The following is a 24054-nucleotide window of genomic DNA, read 5'->3' on the forward strand; positions in this document are numbered from 1 at the left end:
CGCGGAGCCGGCGCCTCCCGGTGGGGTCAGTCGACCAGTTCCCACACGGTGGCGACACCGAGCCCCCCTCCCGAGGACAACGCGGCCATCCCCACCCGGTGCCCGTGCCGGGTCATCCGGTGGAACAACCGCACGAGCAGTATCGCCCCGGAGGCCCCCCACGGGTGACCGAGGGCGATGGCTCCCCCGTCCGGACTGACCGTCCCCTCGTCGATCCCGGAGGCGTCCGTGCAGGCCAGCACCTGCCCGGCGAACGCCTCGGTGAACTCGACCACCTCGGGAACACGTCCGGTCTCCTCCAGCACGGCACGCATCGCCGGCACCGCCGCCGTGCCCGGCCGGTTGGGGTCGGTGCCGCTGGTGTACCGGGCCGACAACCGGATCCCCGGCAGGCCCAGCCGAGCCCGACGACGTTCGCTGGTGACGGCGAGCACGGCCGCCCCGTCGGCGATGCCGCAGGAGTTGGCTGCGGTCGCGGTGCCCCGCGGAGTGAACGCGGGAGGGAACCGTGCCATGCGCCGTTCGTCGAGACCGGCCCGGGGGCGCTCGTCGGTACCCACCCCGTTGACCGTGACGAGTTCGGGGGTGAACTCCCCGGTCTCACGCGCCCGAACCGCCCGACGGTGGCTGCGGGCGGCGAACCGGTCCTGGCGCCGGCGGCTGATTCCCGCCTCGGCGGCGACCAGATCCGCGGCGGGGCCCATGTCGGGATCACCGATCTCGGGCGGGGCGAAGGGCGCGCGCTCGCGGAAGACGGGCGGTTCGGTGGGGACGCGTGGGCGGTGGGCCCGCCAGGGGGCGGTGGAGGCGCTCTCCGCCCCACCCGCGAGGTAGTACTCCCCGGCCCCGGCGGTGACCAGGTCGGCGGCGAGCACGACAGCGCTCAGTCCGCTCGCGCACTGCCGGTCCACCGTGGTTCCCGGCACGGCGTGACCGAACCCGGCCCGCAGCGCGGCCACCCTGGCCGGATTGCCCCCAGGACCCCGGGTGTTGCCGAGCAGCACGTCGTCGACGTGGCCGAAACCACTGTCCGCCAGCACCGCGTGCAGCACGGGGGCGGTCAGCCGGTCGAGCTCGATGTCGCGCAGCGCTCCGCCCGCCGTGCCCACGGGAGTGCGCCGGGCGGCGGTGATCACGGGAGTGTTCGGGGGTGCTTCGGTCATCGCAGTGGTTCGGCGGCCAGGGTCCCGGCGGTGAGCCGTTCGGTGATCAGCCCGCGCGCGGGTTTGCCCGTGGAGGTGCGGGGAAGGGCCTCGGTGGTCAACCACCGGCGCGGACGCCGGTTGCCGTTCAGCTCCCGTCTGGCGACGCGGCGCAGCTCGGCCGCGTCGGGCGGATGCCTGGGATCGGTTTCGATCACCGCCGTGACCAGGGAGCCGAACCTGGGGTGCGGGGTGGCCGCGACCACCACGTCGCGAACCCCGGCAACCGGGCGCAGCACGTGCTCCACGCTTTCGGCGGGCACGAGCTCCGCCCCGCTGTCGATGGTGCCGGAGCCGCGTCCCAGCACGGTGAACCCCCCGCCGTCCCGGCGGACGGCGAGGTCGCCGACGGTGTGGAAGCCTTCGGGCAGCGGAACCAGCCGTCCGGCCTCCAGGCGGCCGGAGCAGGCCAGCGGCGAGCGTACCCACAGGGTTCCGGTCTCGCCCGTGGCCACGGAACCCTCCCCGCCACGGATGTCCGTCTCCACGGCACGGGCGGGGTGCAGCACACCGTCGTTGCCGCGCAGCGCGACCAGGGAGTGCTCGGCCGAGCCGTAGTACTCCACGAGTTCGCTGCCGGGCAGGATCCGCTCCAGTTCCGCCCGCAGCCCGTCGTCCACGGCGGCGCCGCCGCAGACGAAACGCCGGACGCGGCACTCCTTACGCAGCCGCGGCTGCCGGGCGAGCACCGCCAGCAGTGCGGACAGCATCGACGGCACCATGTGGACCACGGTGGCCTCCCGGCAGGCCCGCGCGGCGGCGTGGGCCGACCATCGCGGCAACAGCCGGAGCCCGGCACCGAGGTGCATGGCGTGCAGGGTCCCGAACAGGAACAGCGAGGAGCTGACCGGACCGGGAACCAGCACCGTGTCCTGCCCGGTGACTCCGACCTCGAAGGCCTCGAAGCTGTGCCACCAGGAGGAGCGGGTGCGGGCGAGCACCCGGGGCCGGGAGGTACTGCCCGATGTGGTGGGCAGGTAGAACAGGGAGGTTCCGTCGGCTTCCGGAAGGTCCGGGCGCGGGTGGCCGGACCGGATCCGGCCTCCGACCACCACATGGGGGGCCGCGTCGGCGAGGGTCCCGGCGCGCTCGGTGGTGTTCCAGTCGGGGTCGACGAACAGGGTGGCCGCTCCGAGCAGGTCGGCACCGAGCATCCGGGCCAGTCGGGTGGCCGGCTCGGTGTCGGCTTCCACGGCGACCCGGCTGCCGGGCCCCACCCCGGCCGCGGCGAGCTCCGCCGCCGCGGAGTGCGCGTGGCGCAGCAGCTCCGCGCCGTCGAGCCAGCGGGTCCCGTCGTGGAGGTTCCGGGGGAGTCCATCGGCCAGGACCGGGGGAACGCGCGGACGGGAGGCCGTGCTCATCGCCGGGACCCTTTCCGGGGAACCGTGTTCGGGAAGGCCCGGAGCACGGCGGCGGCCACCAGGGAGACCAACACGACCTTGGCGAGGTCGCCGGGGACGAAGCCCAGTGAGAGGATCACCGCACTGCGCACGTCCTCGAGGATCCAGGCCATGAAGGGAACGCCGAACAGGTAGTCCACGGCGACCCCGGCGAGGTTGGCCAGCAGCAGCACCGGCAGGGTGGGTCTGCGCACCGCGGAGACGATCAGCCCCACCACCAGGGCCGAGAACACCCATCCGACCAGAAAGCCACCGCTCTGCCCGAAGAACTGTCCTATTCCGCCGCGCCCACCGGACAGCAGCGGCAGTCCCAGGGCGACCAGCGCCAGGAACAACAGCATCGAGGCGGCTCCGCGCCGGGCACCGAGCACGCTGCCCGCCAGCAGCGGTCCCATGTTCTGCAGCACGATCGGCACTGCCGCCCCCGCGAGGTAGATGCCGGGGAAGGTGCCGAGCACTGCGGTGAACGCGGCGAAGACCACGATGCGGGCCAGATCCGCCGCCGGCTGCGCGGAACCGGAGTTCCTCTCCGGAGACTGCACGGGGTCGGTCACGCTGTTCTCCTGAGTACCTGAGTAACGGTCGGGGGAAGCCACCCGAGCGGGTGAGCTCACCCGGTCTCGGGACGTCGCTCGGCTGTCCGGCCGGAGCGCCGCGCACAACCTAACCGTGATCGCGCCGGATACAGAAAAAAGCGGACACGGTTGTGGAGATCCCACAACACGGGAGGTGCTCGTTCCGCGACTCGCCGTCCCGAGGGGACTCGGCGGCCGGGACGCGGGCGGTCGTCGCCCGGAGGGCAGCACCGACGCGTGCCACCCGGTCGGTGGAACGTTTCCGCGGTCACCACTGTGCACGAGAGGAAATCGTGCCGAAACTGTGGGTGATGAACGAACAACGAGGTCCCGAGTGGACGGCGATGCGCAGCGGACACGAACTCGCCAGGGAGGTCCTGGCGCGCGGTGGCCGGACGGAGCTCGGTGAGGACACCGAACACGCCGAGATCTTCTGGATCAGAGCCGAGGGCGACTCCCGTCAACACGCCAGTACGGTTCCCCCGCCCCCGGAGGGCGGGCCGGTCCCGAGCCTCGGCGGACACGGGGAGGTGCTGGTCTCCCCGAGCGAAGAGACGGACTCCCCTTCGGGGGAGAAGTCCGGGGGTTTCTGCGAGGAGTGCTTCGCCGCCTACGTGGCCGTACCCGTCGCACGTCCCCGGTGGAGCAGGTGATCCCCGTTCGCGGGGGCGGTGCCGCCTCCCCGGCGTGGGAATCGTCCGGGAGGCCCCGGCCGCCCGGACGGTTCCGCTCGTCGCGGTACGGACGGACGGGAGTCGGGTGGTCGGTCCCTTCCGGGTTTATCGGGAACCGTGTGGGAAATCCTCGGGGAGACCGTGAGAAACGCCGGACCCTCTCGGGCGGCGACGTGATCGGAAAGGGTGTGGGTCCATGCTGTCGTTGCTGCGCAAATACGGAATGGATTCGGACAAGATGTTCGGGGCGGGGATGGCCTCGATCCTGTTCTCGGTGGTCTCCTGGGCGGCCTCCCGAGGGTTGCAGGGGGAGAGTCTGGCCCGCGCGGACCGCTGGGGCATCTTCATCGGAGAGTGGGCTCCCACCTTCTTCGTCCTCGGTGTGGCTCTGCGGCTGGAGGAACAGACGCGCCCGGACATGCCGGAGCAGTCGGCCCGCCGTCACGAGAGCGACCGGGCCGCCTCCGGCGTCGGACAGTGACCGGCCCCGAGGTCCCGTTCCCCTCGGAACCTCGGGGGAGTGGGGCCCGGCCTGCCACATCGCTCGGGAGCTCTCAACGCTCGGAGGCCGCCGCGTCCAGTCGGCGCAGCGCCCCGCGCACCACCTCGGGATCGTAGGTGTTCCAGAAGGGGGGCAGCGAGGCACGCAGGAAACCGGCGTAGCGCGCGGTGGCCAGGCGCGGGTCGAGCACGGCCACCACCCCCCGGTCGGCGGAGGAACGCAGCAGTCGCCCCGCGCCCTGGGCCAGCAGCAGGGCGGCGTGGGTACCGGCCACGGTGATGAAACCGTTGCCGCCACGCGCCGAGATCGCCCGCTGTCGGGCCGAAGCCAACGGATCGTCCGGGCGGGGGAACGGGATGCGGTCCATCACCACCAGTTGCAGCGACTCCCCCGGCACGTCGACTCCCTGCCACAGCGACAGGGTGCCGAACAGGCTGGTGCGCGGATCGGCGGCGAAGGACTCGACCAACTGCGAGGTGCTGTCCTCGCCCTGGCACAACACCGGCGTGGACAGTCGCCGCCGCAGTTCGTCACAGGCCTGCCGGGCCGCGCGCATCGAGGAGAACAGTCCCAGAGTGCGGCCGCCCGCGGCCGTGACCAGCTCGGCCAGCTCGTCCAGATAGGACTCCGGGAGTCCGTCCCGTCCCGGCGGGGGCAGGTGGCGTGCCACGTAGAGAATGCCGCTGCGCGGGTAGTCGAACGGGGAACCCACGTCGACCCCCACCCAGCTCGGCGCGGCGCCCTCGGAGGGCGGCTCCGCGCCGGTGGCGGTGTCGGGAGCCGGATCGGCCGAACGCCGCGGCGGAAGTCCCCACTGCCCGGCCAAGGTGTCGAAGGAGCCTCCCAGGGCCAGCGTCGCCGAGGTCAACACGGTGGTGCGCTGCTCGAACAACCGCTGACGCAATAGTCCGCCCACCCCCAGCGGAGCCACCTTCAGCGAAGGCGCCCGTCCGCCGTCCGTGCCGATCCAGACCACGTCGCGCCGCTCGCCCTCCGGCTCGTCGAAGGCGTCGAGCAGCCGTACCGCCGTGTCGTGGACCTCCTGGGTGGGGGCCAGCGCGAGTTTGCGGACGCTGCCCGTCTCCGCGTCCTCCCGGTGTTCCGGGCCCAGCGCGGTCACGCAGGCCGCGGCCGCGTCGCGCACCCCGGCCAGGGCCGCGGAGAGCTCGGCGGAGAGTTCGTCCACCTTACCCACCGGGGACTCGCCGAGCACGAACTCCAGACCCTCCCCGGCCTCGTTCAACCGGTCGGCCACGTCCTCGTCCACGGCACGACCGCATCGCCGGGCCGCCTGCTTCACCGCCGAGGCGGACAGCTCCCCACCGGCGGCCGAGGTCACCCGGTCCACCAGGTCGTGGGCCTCGTCGATCACCACCACGTCGTGCTCCGGCAGCACCGGCCGGTCGTCCAACGCGTCGATGGCCAGCAACGCGTGGTTGGTGACCACGACGTCCGCCCGTCCCGCCTCGCCACGGGCCCGTTCGGCGAAACAGTCCGAGCCCACCGGACAGCGGTGTGCCCCCAGACACTCGTTGGCGCTCACCGACAGCTGGCGCCACGCGCGTTCCGACACGCCGGGTGCCAGCTCGTCCCGGTCACCGGTGTCGGTCTCCGAGGCCCACTCGCGCAGCCGCCGCACCTCGCGTTCCAGGGCGGAGGCGGCCGAACGGTCGAACAGCGCCTCCTCCGGCTCCTCGGGGGCGTTGCCGTGCACCCGGTTCAGACACAGGTAGTTGCGCCGTCCCTTGAGAATGGCGAAAGTGGGCCTGCGGCCCAGTGCCTCGGTCAGCGCCGTGGCCAACCGGGGCAGGTCACGGTTGACCAGCTGCTGTTGCAGGGCGATGGTGGCGGTGGAGACGACCACGGTGGTGTGGGCGGCCACCGCGTGCCGCAGCGCGGGAACCAGGTAGGCCAGGGACTTGCCGGTGCCGGTGCCGGCCTGTACGGCGAGGTGCTCGCCGGTCTCGATGGCGTTGCCGACCGCCTCGGCCATCGCCCGCTGCCCGTCGCGTTCCGCGCCACCCACGGCCCGCACGGCCACCGCCAACAGGGTGGCCAGATCAGCCGGCTCCGCCTCCTGCCGCGTCCGCTCGGCCGTTCCGCTCGCCACGGGAGCCGCCCGCGGTTCCCGGTCGGCCTCGGCGGCCAGTTCCGGGGGCAGCGACTCGGAACCGTCGGGTTCGAACACGTCGGGAGTGGACCAGTGGGGAGCGGAAGCCGACACGTCCGCCGACGTTACCGCAGCGCCCGCGCGCCCCGGGTGGTGTCCTCCCGGGACGGAGATCGCCCCGCCGGACTCATCCCGACCGGACCACCGGCTGTCCGGACAGGCTCACCCCGGCGGTGCGCAGCTCCTCCAGCGCACGTTCCACCGTCGCGCTCGACACCCCTGCCGTGAGATCCAGCAGAACCCGGGTGTCGAAACCGGCCGCCGCCGCGTCCAACGCCGTGGCCCGCACACAGTGGTCGGTGGCCAGCCCCACCACGTCCACCGAACGCACGTTCCCGGCCGACAGCCACTCGGCCAGCCCGTTGCCCTCGAAACCCGAGTAGCCGTGGCTGTACTGGCCCTTGGAGAACACCGCCTGGATCGGTGCCACGTCCAGCTCGGGGTGGAAGGCCGCCCCGGCGCTGCCGGCCACGCAGTGCACCGGCCAGGAGGTCACGAAGTCCGGGTGCTCGGAGAAGTGCTCACCGGGATCGATGTGGTAGTCCCGCGTGGCCACCACGTGGTCGTAGTCGGTGGAGGTGAGATACCGCGAGATCTGCGAGGCGATCTCCGCCCCACCCTCCACGGCCAGCGCGCCGCCTTCGCAGAAGTCGTTCTGCACGTCCACGACGATCAGGGCCTCGGCCATCGCCACACACCTCCCGTGGGATCCCGTCGACTCGCGGCTGCCGTCGCGCTCGGTCACCCGCCCCGTCGAACCGGCTCGTCCTCAGTGGTTCTCGAACACCGTGGGCACGGCCGGTTCGCCGGCGGACAGCTTGAGCCCCTCCCAGGGCAGGCTCACCAGCGCGTGCCGGAGTCGCTGCCGATTGTCCTCCAGACCGGGAAGATCCTCGACCCGTTCACCGTCGCGGATCAGCGGGATCTGCACGAACCTGTCGTGTGGTCCCGCCGGTGGCGGCTCGCAGCCGGGGCCGTTGCGGAAGACCACTTCCTCCAGGGCGGTGCCCGTCGACTTGTGCCTGCGCAGCGCCGCCTTACTCCCGCCGCGAGACTCCTTGTGCGAGCTGCGCTTGGCCACCGGCCTGCCGTCGACCTCGGCCAGCTTGTACACCATCCCCGCCGTGGGGGCGCCCGATCCCACCACCAGGGAGGTGCCCACCCCGTACACGTCCACCGGCTCGGCCCGCAGCCCCGCTATGGCGAACTCGTCGAGATCGCCGGAGACCACGATCCGCGTGCCCGTCGCACCGAGCGCGTCGAGCTGTTCCCGCGCCTGCCGGGCCAGCACCCCCACGTCCCCGGAGTCGATGCGCACCGCGCCGAGCTCGGTGCCCGCCACGTCCACGGCGGTGCGGATCCCCTCGGTGATGTCGTAGGTGTCCACCAGCAGCGTGGTGTTGGCCCCGAGCGTGCCCACCTGGGCCTCGAAGGCCTCCCGCTCGCTGTCGTGCAGCAGGGTGAACGAGTGCGCCGAGGTTCCGGCCGTGGGAATCCCGTAGCGCGCCCCCGCCTCCAGGTTCGAGGTGGCGGTGAACCCGGCGAGGTAGGCGATGCGGGCGCAGGCCACCGCCGACTCCTCGTGGGTGCGCCGCGAGCCCATCTCGATGATCCGCCTGCCGTTGGCGGCCGAGGACATCCGCGCCGCCGCGGCCGCCACGGCGCTGTCGTGGTTGAGGATCGACAGCACCACCGTCTCCAGCAGCACCGCCTCGGCGAAACTCCCCCGCACGGTGAGTACCGGAGAACCTGGGAAGTACAGCTCCCCCTCCGGGTAGCCGTCGACGTCGCCGGTGAACCGGAAGTTCCGCAGCCACTCCAGGGTGCGTTCGTCGCAGACCCGCTCGCGTTCCAGGGCCTCCAGCGTCGGCTCGTCGAAACGGAAGTTCTCCACGGCCTCCAGGACCCGTTCGACGCCGCCGACCACCCCGTAGCGGCGGCCGTCCGGCAGTCGCCTGGTGAAGACCTCGAACACGCACTCGCGTTCGGCGGTGCCGTCGCGCAGTGCGCCGCTCAGCATGGTCAGCTCGTAGTGGTCGGTGCGCAGCGCGGTACTGGCTGGATCGCTCATAGGGCGAGACTACGTGTCCGAGGGGGACGTGTGGACACCAACGGGCGGTGGCGGCGTGTGAGAATGGAGGCATGACCACCCCCGCCGAAGTGGAGAACACCCAGGTCGAACCGGAGGAGACCGCCGCGTCCGAGCGCCCGTGGGTGACCATCGTGTGGAACGACCCGGTCAACCTGATGTCGTACGTGACCTACGTGTTGCAGAAGATCTTCGGTTACAGCCAGGAGCACGCCACCAAGCTCATGCTGGACGTGCACCACAAGGGCAGGGCGGTGGTCTCCTCGGGCTCCAGGGAGAAAGTGGAGGGCGACGTGGCGAAACTGCACGCCGCGGGCCTCTGGGCGACCATGCAGCACGACTCGTGAACGGACAGCGAACCCAGTGCAGGATTGGACACGCGACAACGGTCGGCTGGTGAGCGAACTCGAACCGAACGAGGCCGCCGTGATCCGCGGACTCGTCGGGGAGATCAGGGACATGCTCGCCGGCCGGGCACAACAGGCTCCCCAGGACGAGCTGGCGGAACTCACCGGGATGCGCACCGGGCCGAGCACGCCGCCGGAGGAGGGCGTGCTGGCCAGGCTGCTTCCGGACTTCATCCGCTCCGACAGGGACACGTTCGAGCCGGAGACCGGCGAGGCCGACACCGCTGGGGCACTGCGTTCGCTGCACGAGCCCGAGCTGATCGACCACAAGAGCGGAGTGGCGACCACCGTGCTGGAGACCTGTCCCGAGCGGGGCGGGACGGTGTCGCTGACCGAGGACCAGGCCGACAGTTGGCTCACCGCGATCAACGACGTACGACTCGCGCTCGGCACGGCCCTGGGGATCTCCGAGGACTTCCCGGACGAGCCCCCGCGGGACGAGTTGCAGCGCGAGCACTACTACGTGTACCAGTGGCTCACCTGGGTGCAGGACAGCATGATCCAGGCCCTGACCTCCTGAACAGCTCCGGAGACCGGCGGACCCGGAGACCACGAGAGCCCGATGGGGTGGCAGTCATGGCCGATTCACCCCCGCCCGGTGCGGGACCGCACAACGCCATCACCGACGTGCCCGGGGTGACGGTGGGCCACCGCCACCGTCTCGACGAGCGCTGGGCCACCGGAAGCACGGTGGTGCTCACTCCCGAGGGGGCGGCGGCGGGGGTCGACGTCCGGGGAGCCGGGCCCGGAACGCGGGAGACCGACGTGCTCGACCCGGACCACCTGGTCCAGCGGGTCCACGGGGTCCTGCTCGGCGGAGGCAGCGCCTACGGGCTCTCCGCCGCCGACGGGGTGATGCGTTGGCTGGCCGAGCGGGGACACGGGCTGCGGGTGGGCACCACACCGCACGAGGTGGTGCCGATCGTGCCCGCGGCCGTGCTGTTCGACCTGCCCATGGGTGACTGGGGACGACGGCCGGACGCCACCTTCGGATACGCCGCCTGCCGGGCGCGAACCTCGGAGGAACTTGCGGAGGGCAACGTCGGTGCCGGTGCCGGTGCGGTGGCGGGAGCCCTCAAGGGCGGACTGGGAACCGCCAGTGTCGTGCTCGCCGACGGGACCAGGGTGGCGGCGCTGACCGCCGTGAACTCCTCCGGAAGCACGGTCTGTCCGGACACCGGTCTGCCGTGGGCGCTGTCCAGTGGTCTGCCCGGCGAGTTCGACCTGCCCGCACCCCCGACGGAGCGAATCGAGGCGGCGCGGGGACAGGACGTCCGCACCGACAGGTCCGGCGCCGGCGTCCGTCCGTTGAACACGACGATCGGTGTGGTGGCCACCGACGCGGGGTTCGGCAAACCCGAGTGCCGCCGGATCGCCGTGGCCGCCCACGACGGGGTGGCCCGGGCGGTGCGTCCGGCCCACGGCATGACCGACGGGGACACCGTGTTCGCCCTGGACACCGGGCAGAACACCGGAACGCCGGCGGCGGGTGAGGCCGGTTGGGTGGAGAAACTGGACGCGGTGTGCACGGCCGCCGCCGAGGTCACCGCCCGTTCCGTCGTGCACGCGGTGCTGGCGGCGGAGTCGGTGGCGGCGGTGCCCTGTTACAGGCGCCTTTACCATCCCGAACGGGAATGAATCACGGTCGAGGGACGTTTCGACCCGTGAAAGGACCGCTCACCGGGTTCACATGATGGGACCACGGTGACTCACCCCGTAGGATGGTGGCTGTGCTGGTGATCCGACGCGACCTCGTGGATGCGATGGTTGCGCATGCTCGACGGGACCACCCGGACGAAGCGTGTGGTGTGGTGGCGGGCCCCGAGGGGTCAGATCGCCCCGAACGGGTGATCGAGATGACCAACGCCGAACGTTCGCCGACGTTCTACCGTTTCGACTCCACCGAGCAACTGCGGGTCTGGCGGGCGATGGACGCCGCCGACGAGGAGCCGGTGGTGATCTACCACTCCCACACCGCCACGGAGGCGTACCCCTCGCGGACCGACGTCTCCTACGCCTCCGAACCCAACGCGCACTACGTGCTCCTGTCCACCAGGGACCCGCACGAATACGAGCTGCGTTCCTACCGCATCGTCGACGGCGTCGTCACCGAGGAGCCGGTGGAGGTCGTCGAGTCCTACATGTTCGCCCACACCGGCAGCGACGACGTCCCCGACCGAGGCTGAACTCCCACGTCGCGCTGAAGGGCGCGCGGTCGTGGTCGTCGGGTGGATGTCGCGAAATCAGTGTGGTTCACAGGAGGTTGCGCCATGGCAGTCAGTGTTTCGATTCCGACTATTCTGCGTAGTCACACCGGGGGGCAGAAGTCGGTGGAGGCCGACGGCAACACCGTGGCCGAGGTCATCAACGACCTCGACTCCAGGCACTCGGGACTCAAGGACCGGCTGGTCAAGGACGGCGGTCTGCACCGCTTCGTGAACGTCTACGTCAACGACGAGGACGTTCGTTTCGTCGGGGGGCTCGACGCCACGGTCTCCGACGGGGACAACCTGACCATCCTGCCCGCCGTCGCGGGCGGTACGCGCTGAACAGTTCCGTCCGGGGACGCCCGTGCGGGCGCCGGTGCCGTGGCGGTCCCAGGGAGGCCACCACCGGGGCTCCGCCCGGGCGTTTCCGATGGAGTTCGCACGAACCCGTATCTCGCGGGAGAGGGGATCGACGTGGCCCGCTACGACTCGCTGCTGGACACCCTCGGTGACACACCGTTGGTCGGCCTGCCCCGGTTGTCGCCGTCGTCCGACGTGCGGTTGTGGGCGAAACTGGAGGACCGCAACCCGACCGGCTCGGTCAAGGACCGCCCGGCACTGGCCATGATCGAGGCGGCGGAGAAGGAGGGCACCCTCACCCAGGGGTGCACGATCCTCGAACCCACTTCGGGCAACACCGGCATCTCCCTGGCCATGGCCGCCTCGCTGAAGGGGTACGGGCTGGTGTGCGTGATGCCGGAGAACACCTCCGAGGAACGCAGACAGATCCTGCAGGCCTACGGGGCCCGCATCATCTCCTCCCCGGCCGAGGGCGGTTCCAACCAGGCCGTGGCCGTGGCCAAACAGCTCGCCGAGGAGAACCCGGACTGGGTGATGCTGTACCAGTACGGGAACTCGGCCAACATCGACGCACACTACCGGGGGACCGGCCCGGAGATCCTGCGTGACCTGCCCGGGGTGACGCACTTCGTCGCCGGACTCGGCACCACGGGAACACTGGTGGGGGTGGGGCGTCGGCTGCGCGAGCACAATCCCGACACCCAGATCGTCGCCGCCGAACCCCGCTACGGCGAGCTCGTCTACGGGCTGCGCAACCTCGACGAGGGCTTCGTTCCCGAGCTCTACGACCCCGACGTGCTCAGCAGGCGGTTCTCCGTGGGGTCCTACGACGCCCTGCGGCGCACCCGTCAGTTGCTGGAGCAGGAGGGCATCTTCGCCGGTATCTCCACCGGGGCGGTGCTGCACGCCGCACTGACGGTGGGCGAGCGGGCCGTGGCCGCCGGGGAGTCGGCCGAGATCGTGTTCCTGGTGGCCGACGCGGGGTGGAAGTACCTGTCCACCGGAGCCTACGGCGGCACGCTCGACGAGGCCGCACAGCGGCTGGACGGCCAGCTCTGGGCCTGACCTCCGACCGTGAACCGTGACGTGATCGACCGCTCCCCGATGCTTCCCGATCTGGTCGCCGTTTCGGCGCCCGGCGTAGGCTCGGCGGTGTGAGTTCGGCCTCCGCGCATCCCGCTCCGCGACGGAAACCCCGCGTGATTCCGCCGCGCCCCGGCAGGGCTGCCCTGGTGGTGTGTTCCTTCGTGGCCCTGCTGTACCTGCTGGAGCTGGTCGACCAGCTGTTCTTCCAGGTGGGCCCGCCCACGCCACGGGTGAACGGACTGGACGCCAACGGCATCCAACCCCGCGACGTGGACGGGCTGGACGGCATCCTCTGGGCTCCGCTGTTGCACGCGGGCTGGGGACACCTGATCGGCAACACGCTGCCGCTGCTGGTGCTGGGCTGGTTGTGCATGGCCGGGGGGACGCGCCAGTTCGTGGCGGTCACCGCGGTGGTCTGGCTGGTCGGCGGACTCGGAACCTGGTTGTTCGGCGGGGAGACCACCACGCACCTGGGTGCCTCCGGCATCGCCTTCGGATGGCTGATGTTTTTGCTGGTGCGCGGTTTCTTCACCGGCAGTCCGGGCCAGATCCTGGTGGCGGTGGTGCTGTTCTTCTACTGGGGCGGCATGCTCTGGGGAGTGCTTCCCGGCCAGCAGGGGATCTCCTGGCAGGCGCACCTTTTCGGGGTGCTCGGAGGGATGCTGGCCGCCTGGCTGGTGGCCCGTGGTGACCGTCGACACACCGCCGGTGTGGAGCGTCCCGGGAACCCACCCGGCAGACTGGGAACGTGACCCAAGCACCGATCGGGATCTTCGACTCCGGCGTGGGGGGTCTGACCGTGGCCCGCGCGATCATGGACCAACTGCCCGCCGAACGGGTGCGCTACGTGGGCGACACCGCCCACGGTCCCTACGGGCCGCTGCCGATCGACCAGGTGCGGCGACACGCCCTCGCGGTGGCCGACTCCCTCGTGGAGGAGGGGGTGAAGATGCTGGTCGTCGCCTGCAACACGGCCTCGGCGGCCTGCCTGCGGGACGCGCGGGAGCGCTACGACATCCCCGTGGTGGAGGTGGTGCTGCCCGCCGCCCGCCGCGCCGCCGCCACCACCCGCAACGGGAACGTGGGGGTGATCGGCACGAGTGCCACCGTGCGCTCCCGTGCCTACGAGGACGCCCTCGCCGCGGTTCCGGGGGTGCGGCCGCACACCGTGGCCTGCCCGCGGTTCGTGGACTTCGTGGAGCGCGGAACCACCTCGGGGCGCCAGATCCTCGGGTTGGTGCAGGCCTACCTGGATCCGTTGCAGCGCGCCGACGTCGACACCCTGGTGCTGGGCTGCACCCACTACCCCCTGCTGAGCGGAGTGTTGCAGATCGTCATGGGCGAGCAGGTGACGCTGGTCTCCAGCGCCGAGGAGACCGCCAAGGACGTGGTGCGCGTGCTCACCGAGCGGGACCTGCTGGCCGAACCCGACTCCGCCGAGCCGCCGAGACACGAGTTCCGGGCCACCGGGTCGGCCGAGCCCTTCGCCCGACTCGCCCGGCGTTTTCTCGGGCCGTCCGTCACATCCGATGTTGCGTTGCCGGCGGACGTGTCACGCTCGGCTGTGTGAAGCTGACGATCCTCGGTTGTTCCGGCAGCATCCCGGGCCCCACCACCCCCGCCTCGGGGTACCTGGTGGAGTCCGGTGACACCGGTGTGCTGCTGGACCTGGGCAACGGCACGCTGGGGACGCTGCAGCGGTTCGTCGACCCCTTCCGGCCGGAGGCGCTGCTGCTGTCCCACCTGCACCCCGACCACTGTGCGGACTTCGGCGCGCTGACCGTGCTGCGCCGCTACCATCCCGTCCCGCCGTACGATCCGCGTGAGCGACGACTTCCCGTGTTCGCTCCCCCGGAGGCCCCGGACCGGCTGGCCGCCCTGTACGCGTCGAACGCGGCCGAACGAGCCACCACCGACCTCTCGGACGTGTTCGACTTCCGAGCGGTGCCGGAAGTCCCCGTTCGGGTGGGGCCGTTCGAGATCACGGCGTTCCCGCTGGAGCACGTCTGCCCCAGCTGGGGGTTCCGGGTGACCGCCGAGGGCAGGGTGCTGGCCTACACCGCCGACACCGGCCCCTGCGGGAGGCTCGACGAGCTGGCCGACGGCGCGGACGTGCTGTTGGCCGAGGCTTCCTGGCCGGACTCCCCGGAACACCCGGACGGGCTGCACCTGTCCGGCAGGCAGGCCGCCGAGGTGGCCGAGAAGGGCGCGGTGGGGAGGCTGCTGCTGACCCACCTGCAACCCTGGTCGGACGGGGAGGCGATCCACGCCGAGGCTCGGGAGCACACCTCGGTGCCGGTCGACGTGGTGGCGGCGGGCGAGACGTACCGGGTGTGAGCCCCCGCCACCGGCACCCGTGGCCGCGCCGACGGAGTTCGCCGGGTGCGACACTTGTCCTCCCGCCGCGGGCGGTGCGAGGACAGTGACGATCCGAGGGATCCTGGTGGGGGCGTGATGACGATCACGGCGGTGTGGCCGATCGACTCTCCGGACGACCCGAACGACGGTGACGGTCTGACCCTGACCGAGCCGGAGGAGGTGGACGGGCTGGTCTCCCGGTTGGCCGAGCCCGCCGCGGGAGCGGCCACGGTGTGGCACGAGCGGAGGGAGCCCGTCGAGGAGGGCAGCGAGATGCTCGACCACGACGTGTGCGTGCTCGTCCGCGAGGGGTACGGCTATCTGAGTTACATCGACGTGGAACACGACCTGGCCGTGCCCGTCGGTGAACCGGAGTCCCCGGCCGTGTCCGAGTCGGACGTGGCCTTTCCCGCCGGAAGCGGGCTACGGCCGGAGGCGCTGGCCGAGGCACTGCGGGAGTTCCTGACCACGGGACGACGCCCTTCCTCGCTCGAATGGGTGGTGGTGGAGGAGTGAACCGGACCCTCCGCCGGTGTCCGGCGTGACCGGGCCACGTTCTAGGGTGGGGCGCGTGGCTAGAGCTGACGGCAGGAGCGACGACGAACTCAGGGACGTGCGCATCACCCGGGGATACCAGGAGTGGCCCGCCGGGTCGGTACTGGTGGAGTTCGGCCGCACGCGGGTGCTGTGTGCGGCCAGTGTGCAGGAGGGAGTGCCGCGCTGGCGCGCCGGCTCCGGTCTGGGCTGGGTGACGGCCGAGTACGCGATGCTGCCTTCCGCGACGAACACGCGTGGGGTGCGCGAGTCGGTCCAGGGAAAGATCGGGGGACGCACACACGAGATCAGCAGGTTGATCGGGCGTTCGCTGCGCAGCTGCATCGACATGAGCGCGCTGGGGGAGAACACCGTCACGCTGGACTGCGACGTGATCCAGGCCGACGGGGGAACGCGCACGGCCGCGATCACCGGGGCCTATGTGGCGCTGGCCGACGCGGTCACCTGGTTGCGGGCCGCCAAACGACTGTCCGACCCGAAACCGCTGTCCTGCGCGGTCTCGGCCGTCAGCGTGGGGGTCGTCGACGGTCGGGTGCGGCTGGACCTGCCCTACGAGGAGGACTCCCGGGCTGAGGTGGACATGAACGTGGTGGCCACCGATCACGGAACCTTCGTGGAGGTGCAGGGCACCGGCGAGGGGGCGACCTTCCCGCGTTCCACGCTGGACCGGATGCTGGACGTGGCGCTGGCCGGTTCCACGCGGTTGTGCGAGTTGCAGACCGAGGCGCTGGCCGAGCCGTACCCGGGACGGTTGCCGGGGAGTGCCGCATGAGCAGGTTGTTGCTGGCCACCCGCAACGCGAAGAAGCTGGTCGAGCTGCGCCGCATCCTCGACGACGCCGGGGTGGGCGGCGTCGAGGTGGTCGGCCTCGACGCCGTGCCGGAGTTCCCGGAGGCCCCCGAGACCGGGGCCACCTTCGAGGAGAACGCGCTGGCCAAGGCCACCGACGCGGTCCGGGCCACCGGACTGCCCGCCGTGGCCGACGACTCGGGGCTGAGCGTGGACGCGCTCAACGGGATGCCCGGGGTGCTCTCGGCCCGCTGGGCGGGCGGACACGGTGACGACCAGGCCAACCTGGAGCTGGTGCTGGGGCAGCTGCGGGACGTGCCCGACGAGCGGCGCGGCGCGGCCTTCGTGGCCGCCGCCGCCCTGGTCACCCCGGAGGGCTCGGAGACCGTGGTGCGTGGCACCTGGCCGGGTCGTATCGTGCGCGAGCCCCGCGGAACCAACGGTTTCGGCTACGATCCGATCTTCGTGCCCGAGGGGGAGAGCCGTACCTCGGCCGAGTTGTCCTCGGCGGAGAAGGACGCGGACTCGCACCGGGGGCGCGCGCTGCGTGAGCTGCTGCCGCACCTGCGTGTCTTGGCGGGGTGAGCGCGGAGACGTCCCCGTAGGGCGCGCGTCAGAGGGGCTCGTGCCGGGTGGTTGTGACAATTCCCTCCCCGAGGTGGGAAGCCCCCGAGCGGATCGCTAGGTTTCCGCCGTGCTGGGTGAATGGCTGGAACTGGGACTGCTCGCGCTCGCCGGGTTCGTGTCCGGCTGTGTCAACGCCGTCGCCGGTGGCGGCTCACTGCTGGTGTTCCCGGCGCTGCTCGGCACGGGGCTGCCTCCGCTGGCGGCGAACGTGACCAACGCGGTGGCCCAGTTCCCCGGGTTCGTGGGTGCCGTGTTCAGTCAGCGGGGGGATCTGCGCGCCAACGGGCGTCGACTGGTTCCGATCTCCGTGGCGGCCCTGCTCGGTTCCCTCGGAGGGTGCGCCCTGCTGCTCAGCCTTCCCGGCGCGGTGTTCGACGCCGTGGTTCCCGCGCTCGTGGGACTGTCGGCCGTGTTGATGGCCTTCCAGGGCCGTATCCGCCGGTGGATCGGCAACCCCGACCAACACGGCCCGGACAGGAGCGTGCTGCTCACCGCCGGGATCTTCCTCGCCTCGGTGTACGGCGGGTACTTCGGCGGGGCACGCAGCATCATCCTCGTGGTCGTCCTGGTGCTGACCGCCAACGCCGCCCTGAGCACGCTCAACGCGGCCAAGAACCTGTTGGGACTGCTCGGCAGCCTGGTCACCGTCGTGGTCTACGCGTTGCTCGCTCCGGTGGACTGGGCCGCCGTCGCTGCTTTGGTGCCCACCACGTTGCTCGGGGGAATGGTCGGGGGCAGGCTCGCCCGGCGTCTTCCCGCCGCGGCCCTGCGCTGGACGGTGGTGGTGATCGCGGCGGCTGTGGCGCTCTACATGGCGTTGGACTAGTCGTCGTCCGGGGCCGGTGCCCGTCCGGTCCGGAGCGGCGAGGAGGGGAGGCCGCGTGAGGCCGCTGGGCGGGCTGTTCGGGAAACCCGGTCACCGTGCCGGGTGAGGGAGGAACCGAGTGCGTGTCGGGCCCGCGCCGGGAACGGGCCCCGCTGCGAAACCGGAGGTCGAACGATTCGTTCAGACCCCGATCTCACGACGCAACCGGTCGACGTGGCCGGTCGCCTTGACGTTGTACATCGCCTGCTGGACACGGCCTTCGGCGTCGACCACGAACGTCGAGCGGATCACGCCCTGCACGATCTTGCCGTAGTTGTTCTTCTCGCCGTAGGCTCCCCAGCGGGTCATGACCGTGTGGTCCGGATCGGACAGCAGGGGGAAGGTGAGCCCCTCGGAGTCGCGGAACTCGGCGAGCTTGGCCGGTTTGTCCGGCGAGACACCGAGCACCGCGAAACCGGCCCCCTCCAGGTCGGCCAGACTGTCCCGGAAGTCGCAGGCCTCCGTGGTGCAACCGGGGGTTCCGGCGGCAGGGTAGAAGTACACGACCACCGGACTACCCCGGTAGCTGGACAGGGTCACGGGGTTGTCGTCGGCGTCGGACAGGGTGAAGTCCGGGGCGAGGTCGCCCGGGGAGAGTTTTTCCGTCATGTCCCGACGCTAGCCCATGACCCTGTGGTCACGGTGTGGGTCCCCGCACCTCGGAGACCACCGCCGCTTCGGGAGCTGGCTCGGAACCGGCACGTTCCGCGTCGAAATCGGTGGTGGCGAGAACGGCTCCGAACCACAACCCCGCGGCGGCGGAGAGCGTCACCGCTATGGCGGACAACGTGTAAACGCGGACGTTCACCGCAGGTCCCTTCGCATGATCGTTTTTCGTCTTTCGAGGACAAGATCGTCGAACGGTTCGGAATCGTTACCGTTCATCCCTCGATAGGAGGAATGGTGGGAGCGGGCTCGCCGCGAGGTCCTTCTCGAGTTGCGCCCCCGCGCCGCTGCGGCGACGGTCACCAACCGGAGCCTTCGTCGAACGCCTCGACAGGCCCCGCCATCCGAGCACCAACAGGACCCTCGTCGTGGGAGCAGCGATGCCGACAGTGGCCGACCAGTTCATCGAGATACTCGTCGAAGCAGGGGTGCGGCGGATCTACGGCATCGTGGGGGACAGCCTCAACCCCGTCGTGGACGCGGTCAGACGCACCGACGGCATCGAGTGGGTGCACGTGCGCCACGAGGAGGCCGCGGCCTTCGCCGCCGCGGCGGAGGCCCAGATCACCGGAAGGCTGGCCGTGTGCGCGGGAAGTTGCGGCCCGGGCAACCTGCACCTGATCAACGGACTGTTCGACGCGCACCGCAGCGGCGCGCCCGTGCTGGCACTGGCCTCGCAGATCCCCTCGGCCCAGATAGGAACCGGCTTCTTCCAGGAAACCCATCCGGAACGGATGTTCAACGAGTGCAGCCATCTGTGCGAGGTGCTCTCCCACCCGGAGCAGATGCCGCGCCTGCTGCGCAGCGCGCTACAGACCGCGGCGGGCAGGCGCGGGGTGTCGGTGCTGGTCATGCCGGGGGACGTGGCGGAACGCTCCACGGCGAACCCCACCGGAGAGGGAAGGGTCCACTGTGAGCCTCCGAGCGTGGTGCCGCCGGAGTCACAGGTGCTGCAACTGGCCCAGGCACTGAACTCCGCCGACCGGGTGATGTTGTTCTGCGGGGCGGGGGCGGGCAGGGCCCACGACGAGGTGATGCGGCTGGCCGAGACCCTCAAGGCCCCGGTGGGGCACGCGCTGCGTGGCAAGGAGTGGATCCAGTACGACAACCCGTTCGACGTGGGCATGAGCGGCCTGCTCGGCTACGGCGCGTGTCACGAGGCCATGCACCGGGCCGACCTGCTCGTGCTGCTCGGAACGGACTTCCCCTACGACAACTTCCTGCCCCAGGCCAACACTGTTCAGGTGGACATCGAACCGGCGCACCTGGCGCGGCGCACCGTGCTGGACTTCGCGGTGCAGGGTGACGTGGCCGAGACCGTGCGTGCCGTGCTGCCGCACCTGAACACCAAGACCGACCGGGAGTTCCTGGACAGGATGCTGCGCGAACACGCCGAGATCCTCGAACGGGTGGTGGAGGCCTACACCAGGGACGTGGAGACCCAGGTTCCCATCCATCCGGAGTACGTGGCCGACGTCCTCGACGACGTGGCGGCCGAGGACGCGGTGTTCACCGTGGACACCGGGATGTGCAACGTCTGGTCCGCGCGCTATGTCACCCCGAACGGTCGGCGCAGGATGATCGGCTCGTTCATCCACGGTTCGATGGCCAACGCCCTGCCCCACGCCGTCGGGGCGCAGTTCGCCGACCGCGACCGGCAGGTGGTGGCCATGGCCGGCGACGGCGGACTGGCCATGCTGCTCGGCGAGTTGCTGACCCTGCGTACGCACGAGCTGCCGGTCAAGGTGGTGCTGTTCAACAACGCCTCGCTGGGCATGGTGAAGCTGGAGATGCTGGTGGACGGGATGCCCGACCACGGCACCGACCACGAACCGGTGGACTTCGCCGCCCTAGCCGGGGCGTTGGGGCTGTACTCGGTGCGGGTCCGCCGTCCGGACGAGGTGCGGGTGGCCCTGCACGACGCCTTCTCCCATCCGGGACCGGCGGTGGTGGACGTGGTGACCGATCCGAACGCCCTGTCCCTGCCGCCGCACATCACCGGAGCCCAGGTCAAGGGCTTCGCGTTGGCCGTGAGCAGGACGGTGCTCTCCGGTGGGGTGGGCAAGATGATCCGTCTGGCACGCAGCAACCTGCGCAACATTCCCGGACGCTGAGGTCCCCGGGGTTCTTGCCCCTCGATGGTTCCCCCCGGCAGTGCCGGTTTCGTCCTGTTCGACCGGTAACAGTGTGGTGACGTTGTGCTGCTCACATGAGCAGACTGGGGACATGACAGGGAGCCCGACAGTCCGGCGCCGCAGACTCGCGGCGGAGTTGAGAAAACTGCGTACCTCGCGGGGGGTCACCCAGCAGCAGGCAGCCGAACACCTGGGATGCACCCAGGCCAAGATCGGACGGTTCGAGACGGCGAAACGGTCCCCGACGGTCGACGACGTGACCAGACTGCTGGATTTCTACGAGGTGGAGGAGCACGTCAAACCGGAGTTGCTCGAACTGGCGCGGGACGCGCGGAAACGAGGTTGGTGGCAGTCCTACAGCGACATCCTCCCCGAATGGTACGAGACCTATGTGGGACTGGAGGCCGAGGCCTCGGCGCTGTACACCTACGAGTTGGAGGCGGTTCCCGGTCTGCTGCAAACCGAGGAATACGCCTACTCGATCACGAAGGAAACCCTGATCGACGCCTCGGAGGACGAGATTCGTCGCAGGGCGGAACTGCGGATACGGCGGCAGCACAGAATCACCGGAACCGAGCCGCTCGAACTGTGGGCCGTGGTCGGAGAGACCGCCCTACGAAGGAGGGTGGGAGGTGCGTCGGTGCTGCGTTCCCAGCTGCACCACGTGCTGGAGCTGGCCGAGTACCCGAACATCACCGTCCAGGTCATGCCGTTGGAGGCGGGGGCCCATCCCGCCCAGATAGGACCTTTCGTCATTCTGCGTTACCCCGAGAGTGTGGACCCGGACATCGTCTACCTCGAAACACACGCGGGAGGTCTGTACCTCGAAAGTGAGAAGGATCTGTCGAACTACAACGCCATGATGGATCATTTACGCAAACACGCCTTCGACCCGCGGGAGTCGCTGGACGTGATCAGAGGAAGACTAGGAGAACTGTAAATGTTCGAATTCTTTTCATGGCGTCGTAGCAGTCGCACTCAGGGGCAGGGACAGTGCGTCGAAGTGGGATTCTCGGAGAGTCGGATAGGCCTCCGGGACAGCAAGAACCGTCCCGCCGGTCAACTGACCGTGGATCGCCCCCAGTGGAAAGCGTTTCTGGACATGGTCAAAGGAATTCCCGGACGTGTCGGAAGGAACCAGCCTTCCCGCCGGGGGTGAGATCCTCCACTCGGGTGTGGGACGGGTGGCGTTCCGTCCCACACGGGCGGTCATTCCCCCGAAGGGGCGGTCCTCTCGCCCCCGGTGGGTGTCGTGTCCTCGGAGTCCCGCCTCTCCAGGAACGGGGCGAGCAGCCCGGGCACGGCCCGTTCGGCGAACTCCACCCCGCGGGCGCCGTCCACATCGCGGATCGCGTAGCAGCCGTTGCCGGCCGCCGTGGTGGCGGCAAGCGTCAACACCCCGGAGAGTCGTTGCAGCGGCGACTGTCGGAGGCGCCACCCGATGATCGCGTCACGTTGCAACAGCACCGTCCTGCGCACCCCGGTACCCCAGCGTGTGACCAGGAACTCTCCACACAGCGCGTGTCCGAGACTCCGGTAGGCGTCCCGGGCGAACAACACGGCCGGCACGGCCACGAGGGCTGCCGTCACCGGTGGGAACCACCACGGCAGTGGGCCGAGGAGAGGTGCCGTGGTTCCCGCCGCCAGTACCCCGCCCACCACGAGCCCCGCCCGTGCCATCCTCCGGCGCAACGCCGCCCGGGGGTGTCCCCGCAGCCGTTCCCCGGGCGGAAACCCCACCCTGCCGTCGAGCACCTCGGCACCGATCCGGGTCGCCACCCGGCGCGGAGCGGGCGGCAGCAGCGCCTTGTTGTCCCCGCTGGCCGAAGCCCCCGATTCGAGGCCGGTGGCCACCGCGCCGAGTCTGCCCCCACGGGCGGCCCGGAGCAGCAACGGCTCGGCCAGCTCCACTCCACGGAGCCTGCGTTTCTCCAGCGACACCGCCCGTGTGGTCAGCAGTCCCCGCCGGACCCGCAGCGTGTGTTCGTTCTCCAGGGTGAGCCGGAATCCCCACCACATCTCCACCGAGATCACCAGGGCTCCGAGCCATCCGCCGAGCAGCAGCACCCCCAGCAGCACGAGCACCCCCACCCACAGCGCGCCCCCGGAGAGTGCCTGCTCCGTCGTGTGGGGCAACCGTTCGAGCACCCACGAGGTGGCTCCGAACGCCCGCAACAGGTCACTCAGACTGCTCAGCGCCGAGGCGAGGGCGGTCCAGGTGACCAGCAGCAGCGAGGCGGTCAGGGTGCTGTAGCCGTACCAGCTGGGCCGCATCGCGGCCAGTTCGACACCGCTTCGCGTCTCCGTACGGGGGGCCGCTCCCCTGCCCTCCGTGTCGGAGGTGGCCGGTTCTTTCCGCAGCAGCAGTTCACGCAGCAGCTCGGCCCGCGGGGTGGACAGAGCGTCCAGGCGGAGCTCGGAGTCCCCCTCGGACCGTTGTCCGGTACCGATGCGCACCACGGACAGTCCCAGCACTCGGTGCAACACCGGGGCGGTCAGGTCGACACTGCGGATGCGTTCCCGGGGAATCGACCGGAAACTGCGGGCCACATTGCCCTGACGCAGTTCGAAACGCTGCTCGGTGACCCGGAAACGGGTGAAGAACCACCGCCACCAGGCGGAGGCCACCACCAGAACCGCCACTGCCAGCAGGCCGGCGGCCTCGAACAGCCCGCGCGTCGGATCCTCGGAGGTGGACACCCGTAACACGAGCGCGGTCAGCAGCGGCACCGCCAACATCCCGGACGAGGCGAGCACGCTTCGCGGGGACAGCCGCTGCCAACAGGAGAGGTCCTGCCGGCCGGGGTGCTCCTCGTGTTCGACACGGTCGGTCTCGGACCCGCTCACGTGGCGTCCCCCGGAGTGGCCTGGGTGGTTCTGGTCAGCAACTCGGCCAGTTCGGCGGCCACCCGGTGATCGAGCCCGTCGATGCTCAGCGGCCCGGCTGCCGAGGCGGTCGTGACGGTCACACTGGACAGCCCGAAAACGCGCTGCAAGGGTCCGCGTGCGGTGTCCACGGTCTGGATCCTGGACATCGGGGCCACCCGCCATTCACGGCTGATCCACCCGCTGGCGGTGTACACGGCGGACTCGGTGGTCTCCCACCGGTGCACCCGGTAGCGCCACCAGGGCATGACCACCACATAGCAGCATCCGAGGACGGCGACCACCAACAGCGGGAGGAACAGCTCCCTCCACAGCGAGAACCACCACGCGGCCAGCAGCATCCCGGCCAACACGACCAGTACCTCTCCCACGGCGCGACAGCCCCACCAGGGGAGAGCGCGTCGGCTGACCCGGTGGCGGGGCGGCCGCAGCCGCACCGCACCGCCGGTGCTGCCAGTGTCGATCATCGTCCCTCCGAACCCGCTGTGTCGCGGCCACATT

The 24054-nt window shown here is 70.6% G+C and carries 28 protein-coding genes; 18 read left to right on the top strand and 10 right to left on the bottom strand.

Annotated elements, in window-relative coordinates:
• Positions 1 to 26: 26 nt before the first annotated feature.
• From ACTMO_RS0104000 to ACTMO_RS0104010, 3 genes are read right to left on the bottom strand one after another with little or no spacing between them, the layout of a single operon-like run.
• Complete coding sequence (locus tag ACTMO_RS0104000) at positions 27 to 1163, bottom strand: thiolase family protein (RefSeq protein ID WP_033401489.1); 1137 nt, start codon at positions 1161 to 1163, stop codon at positions 27 to 29.
• Positions 1160 to 2563, bottom strand: coding sequence for a class I adenylate-forming enzyme family protein (locus ACTMO_RS0104005; protein WP_019853376.1), 1404 nt, complete (start codon positions 2561 to 2563; stop codon positions 1160 to 1162). Before ACTMO_RS0104005 ends, ACTMO_RS0104000 begins: the two co-directional genes overlap by 4 nt.
• Entirely contained in the window at positions 2560 to 3156 is a 597-nt protein-coding gene (locus ACTMO_RS0104010; RefSeq protein ID WP_019853377.1) for a biotin transporter BioY, read from the bottom strand. Before ACTMO_RS0104010 ends, ACTMO_RS0104005 begins: the two co-directional genes overlap by 4 nt.
• A gap of 332 nt (positions 3157 to 3488) precedes the next feature.
• Between ACTMO_RS0104010 and ACTMO_RS21865 the strand changes: the two genes are divergently transcribed.
• The gene (locus ACTMO_RS21865; RefSeq protein ID WP_157062786.1) at positions 3489 to 3830 is read left to right on the top strand and encodes a hypothetical protein; all 342 of its coding nucleotides are present in this window, start codon (positions 3489 to 3491) and stop codon (positions 3828 to 3830) included.
• Between the two features lie 217 nt (positions 3831 to 4047).
• Positions 4048 to 4332, top strand: a complete 285-nt coding sequence (locus tag ACTMO_RS20265) for a hypothetical protein (protein ID WP_019853379.1) — start codon at positions 4048 to 4050, stop codon at positions 4330 to 4332.
• Positions 4333 to 4405: 73 nt separating this feature from the next.
• On the opposite strand, the gene ACTMO_RS0104025 is transcribed toward ACTMO_RS20265, so the two are convergent.
• From ACTMO_RS0104025 to ACTMO_RS0104035, 3 genes are all read right to left on the bottom strand, one after another.
• Positions 4406 to 6412 (bottom strand): helicase C-terminal domain-containing protein, encoded by a 2007-nt coding sequence (locus ACTMO_RS0104025; protein WP_033401701.1) that lies wholly within the window; start codon positions 6410 to 6412, stop codon positions 4406 to 4408.
• 238 nt (positions 6413 to 6650) lie between these two features.
• Complete coding sequence (locus ACTMO_RS0104030; protein ID WP_026448849.1) at positions 6651 to 7211, bottom strand: isochorismatase family protein; 561 nt, start codon at positions 7209 to 7211, stop codon at positions 6651 to 6653.
• 81 nt (positions 7212 to 7292) lie between these two features.
• Positions 7293 to 8594, bottom strand: a complete 1302-nt coding sequence (locus tag ACTMO_RS0104035; protein WP_019853382.1) for a nicotinate phosphoribosyltransferase — start codon at positions 8592 to 8594, stop codon at positions 7293 to 7295.
• A 71-nt stretch (positions 8595 to 8665) separates the two neighbouring features.
• On the opposite strand from ACTMO_RS0104035, the gene clpS reads away from it, so the two are divergent.
• The 13 genes from clpS to ACTMO_RS0104100 all read left to right on the top strand — a co-directional run bounded on the left by clpS (position 8666) and on the right by ACTMO_RS0104100 (position 17827).
• Positions 8666 to 8959 carry an ATP-dependent Clp protease adapter ClpS gene (clpS, locus tag ACTMO_RS0104040; RefSeq protein ID WP_019853383.1) on the top strand — a complete coding sequence of 98 codons (294 nt, stop codon included), beginning with the start codon at positions 8666 to 8668 and terminating at the stop codon, positions 8957 to 8959.
• A 16-nt stretch (positions 8960 to 8975) separates the two neighbouring features.
• Positions 8976 to 9539 carry a DUF2017 domain-containing protein gene (locus ACTMO_RS0104045; RefSeq protein WP_019853384.1) on the top strand — a complete coding sequence of 188 codons (564 nt, stop codon included), beginning with the start codon at positions 8976 to 8978 and terminating at the stop codon, positions 9537 to 9539.
• A gap of 56 nt (positions 9540 to 9595) precedes the next feature.
• Positions 9596 to 10657, top strand: a complete 1062-nt coding sequence (locus tag ACTMO_RS0104050; protein WP_019853385.1) for a P1 family peptidase — start codon at positions 9596 to 9598, stop codon at positions 10655 to 10657.
• 92 nt (positions 10658 to 10749) lie between these two features.
• Positions 10750 to 11205, top strand: a complete 456-nt coding sequence (locus ACTMO_RS0104055; RefSeq protein WP_026448850.1) for a M67 family metallopeptidase — start codon at positions 10750 to 10752, stop codon at positions 11203 to 11205.
• A gap of 84 nt (positions 11206 to 11289) precedes the next feature.
• Entirely contained in the window at positions 11290 to 11568 is a 279-nt protein-coding gene (locus tag ACTMO_RS0104060) for a MoaD/ThiS family protein (RefSeq protein WP_026448851.1), read from the top strand.
• 132 nt (positions 11569 to 11700) lie between these two features.
• Entirely contained in the window at positions 11701 to 12651 is a 951-nt protein-coding gene (locus ACTMO_RS0104065) for a PLP-dependent cysteine synthase family protein (RefSeq protein WP_019853388.1), read from the top strand.
• A gap of 134 nt (positions 12652 to 12785) precedes the next feature.
• Positions 12786 to 13424 carry a rhomboid family intramembrane serine protease gene (locus ACTMO_RS0104070; protein ID WP_019853389.1) on the top strand — a complete coding sequence of 213 codons (639 nt, stop codon included), beginning with the start codon at positions 12786 to 12788 and terminating at the stop codon, positions 13422 to 13424.
• Positions 13421 to 14242, top strand: a complete 822-nt coding sequence (gene murI / locus ACTMO_RS0104075; RefSeq protein ID WP_019853390.1) for a glutamate racemase — start codon at positions 13421 to 13423, stop codon at positions 14240 to 14242. The genes ACTMO_RS0104070 and murI overlap by 4 nt, the downstream gene beginning before the upstream one ends.
• Positions 14239 to 15009 (top strand): MBL fold metallo-hydrolase, encoded by a 771-nt coding sequence (locus ACTMO_RS0104080; RefSeq protein WP_019853391.1) that lies wholly within the window; start codon positions 14239 to 14241, stop codon positions 15007 to 15009. Before murI ends, ACTMO_RS0104080 begins: the two co-directional genes overlap by 4 nt.
• A 117-nt stretch (positions 15010 to 15126) precedes the next feature.
• Positions 15127 to 15546 carry an Imm1 family immunity protein gene (locus tag ACTMO_RS0104085; protein WP_019853392.1) on the top strand — a complete coding sequence of 140 codons (420 nt, stop codon included), beginning with the start codon at positions 15127 to 15129 and terminating at the stop codon, positions 15544 to 15546.
• Positions 15547 to 15601: 55 nt separating this feature from the next.
• The gene (rph, locus tag ACTMO_RS0104090; protein ID WP_026448852.1) at positions 15602 to 16357 is read left to right on the top strand and encodes a ribonuclease PH; all 756 of its coding nucleotides are present in this window, start codon (positions 15602 to 15604) and stop codon (positions 16355 to 16357) included.
• On the top strand, positions 16354 to 16959 hold the full coding sequence (gene rdgB, locus ACTMO_RS0104095) for an RdgB/HAM1 family non-canonical purine NTP pyrophosphatase (protein WP_019853394.1): 606 nt from the start codon (positions 16354 to 16356) through the stop codon (positions 16957 to 16959). The genes rph and rdgB overlap by 4 nt, the downstream gene beginning before the upstream one ends.
• A gap of 109 nt (positions 16960 to 17068) precedes the next feature.
• On the top strand, positions 17069 to 17827 hold the full coding sequence (locus ACTMO_RS0104100; RefSeq protein ID WP_019853395.1) for a sulfite exporter TauE/SafE family protein: 759 nt from the start codon (positions 17069 to 17071) through the stop codon (positions 17825 to 17827).
• A 180-nt stretch (positions 17828 to 18007) separates the two neighbouring features.
• Here the strand turns inward: ACTMO_RS0104100 and bcp are convergent, their stop codons facing one another.
• Complete coding sequence (gene bcp / locus ACTMO_RS0104105; RefSeq protein WP_019853396.1) at positions 18008 to 18475, bottom strand: thioredoxin-dependent thiol peroxidase; 468 nt, start codon at positions 18473 to 18475, stop codon at positions 18008 to 18010.
• A gap of 28 nt (positions 18476 to 18503) precedes the next feature.
• Positions 18504 to 18674: a hypothetical protein gene (locus tag ACTMO_RS22790; protein ID WP_019853397.1), complete on the bottom strand. Its 171-nt coding sequence runs from the start codon at positions 18672 to 18674 to the stop codon at positions 18504 to 18506.
• A gap of 238 nt (positions 18675 to 18912) precedes the next feature.
• Here ACTMO_RS22790 and ACTMO_RS0104115 point away from each other — a divergent pair, with 238 nt between their 5' ends.
• The 3 genes from ACTMO_RS0104115 (at position 18913) to ACTMO_RS22235 (ending at position 21826) form a co-directional block, all read left to right on the top strand.
• On the top strand, positions 18913 to 20646 hold the full coding sequence (locus tag ACTMO_RS0104115) for a pyruvate dehydrogenase (protein WP_019853398.1): 1734 nt from the start codon (positions 18913 to 18915) through the stop codon (positions 20644 to 20646).
• Between the two features lie 112 nt (positions 20647 to 20758).
• On the top strand, positions 20759 to 21607 hold the full coding sequence (locus ACTMO_RS0104120; RefSeq protein WP_026448853.1) for a helix-turn-helix domain-containing protein: 849 nt from the start codon (positions 20759 to 20761) through the stop codon (positions 21605 to 21607).
• A complete protein-coding gene (locus ACTMO_RS22235) occupies positions 21608 to 21826 on the top strand; it encodes a DUF397 domain-containing protein (RefSeq protein ID WP_084792047.1) in 219 nt (72 codons plus the stop codon).
• Between the two features lie 50 nt (positions 21827 to 21876).
• Here ACTMO_RS22235 and ACTMO_RS0104125 read toward each other — a convergent pair whose 3' ends face one another.
• Both ACTMO_RS0104125 and ACTMO_RS0104130 read right to left on the bottom strand, forming a co-directional pair.
• A complete protein-coding gene (locus ACTMO_RS0104125; protein ID WP_019853400.1) occupies positions 21877 to 23514 on the bottom strand; it encodes a PH domain-containing protein in 1638 nt (545 codons plus the stop codon).
• Entirely contained in the window at positions 23511 to 24020 is a 510-nt protein-coding gene (locus tag ACTMO_RS0104130; protein ID WP_019853401.1) for a PH domain-containing protein, read from the bottom strand. The genes ACTMO_RS0104125 and ACTMO_RS0104130 overlap by 4 nt, the downstream gene beginning before the upstream one ends.
• Positions 24021 to 24054 lie beyond the last annotated feature (34 nt).

Source organism: Actinopolyspora mortivallis DSM 44261, assembly GCF_000384035.1.
Lineage (GTDB): Bacteria > Actinomycetota > Actinomycetes > Mycobacteriales > Pseudonocardiaceae > Actinopolyspora > Actinopolyspora mortivallis.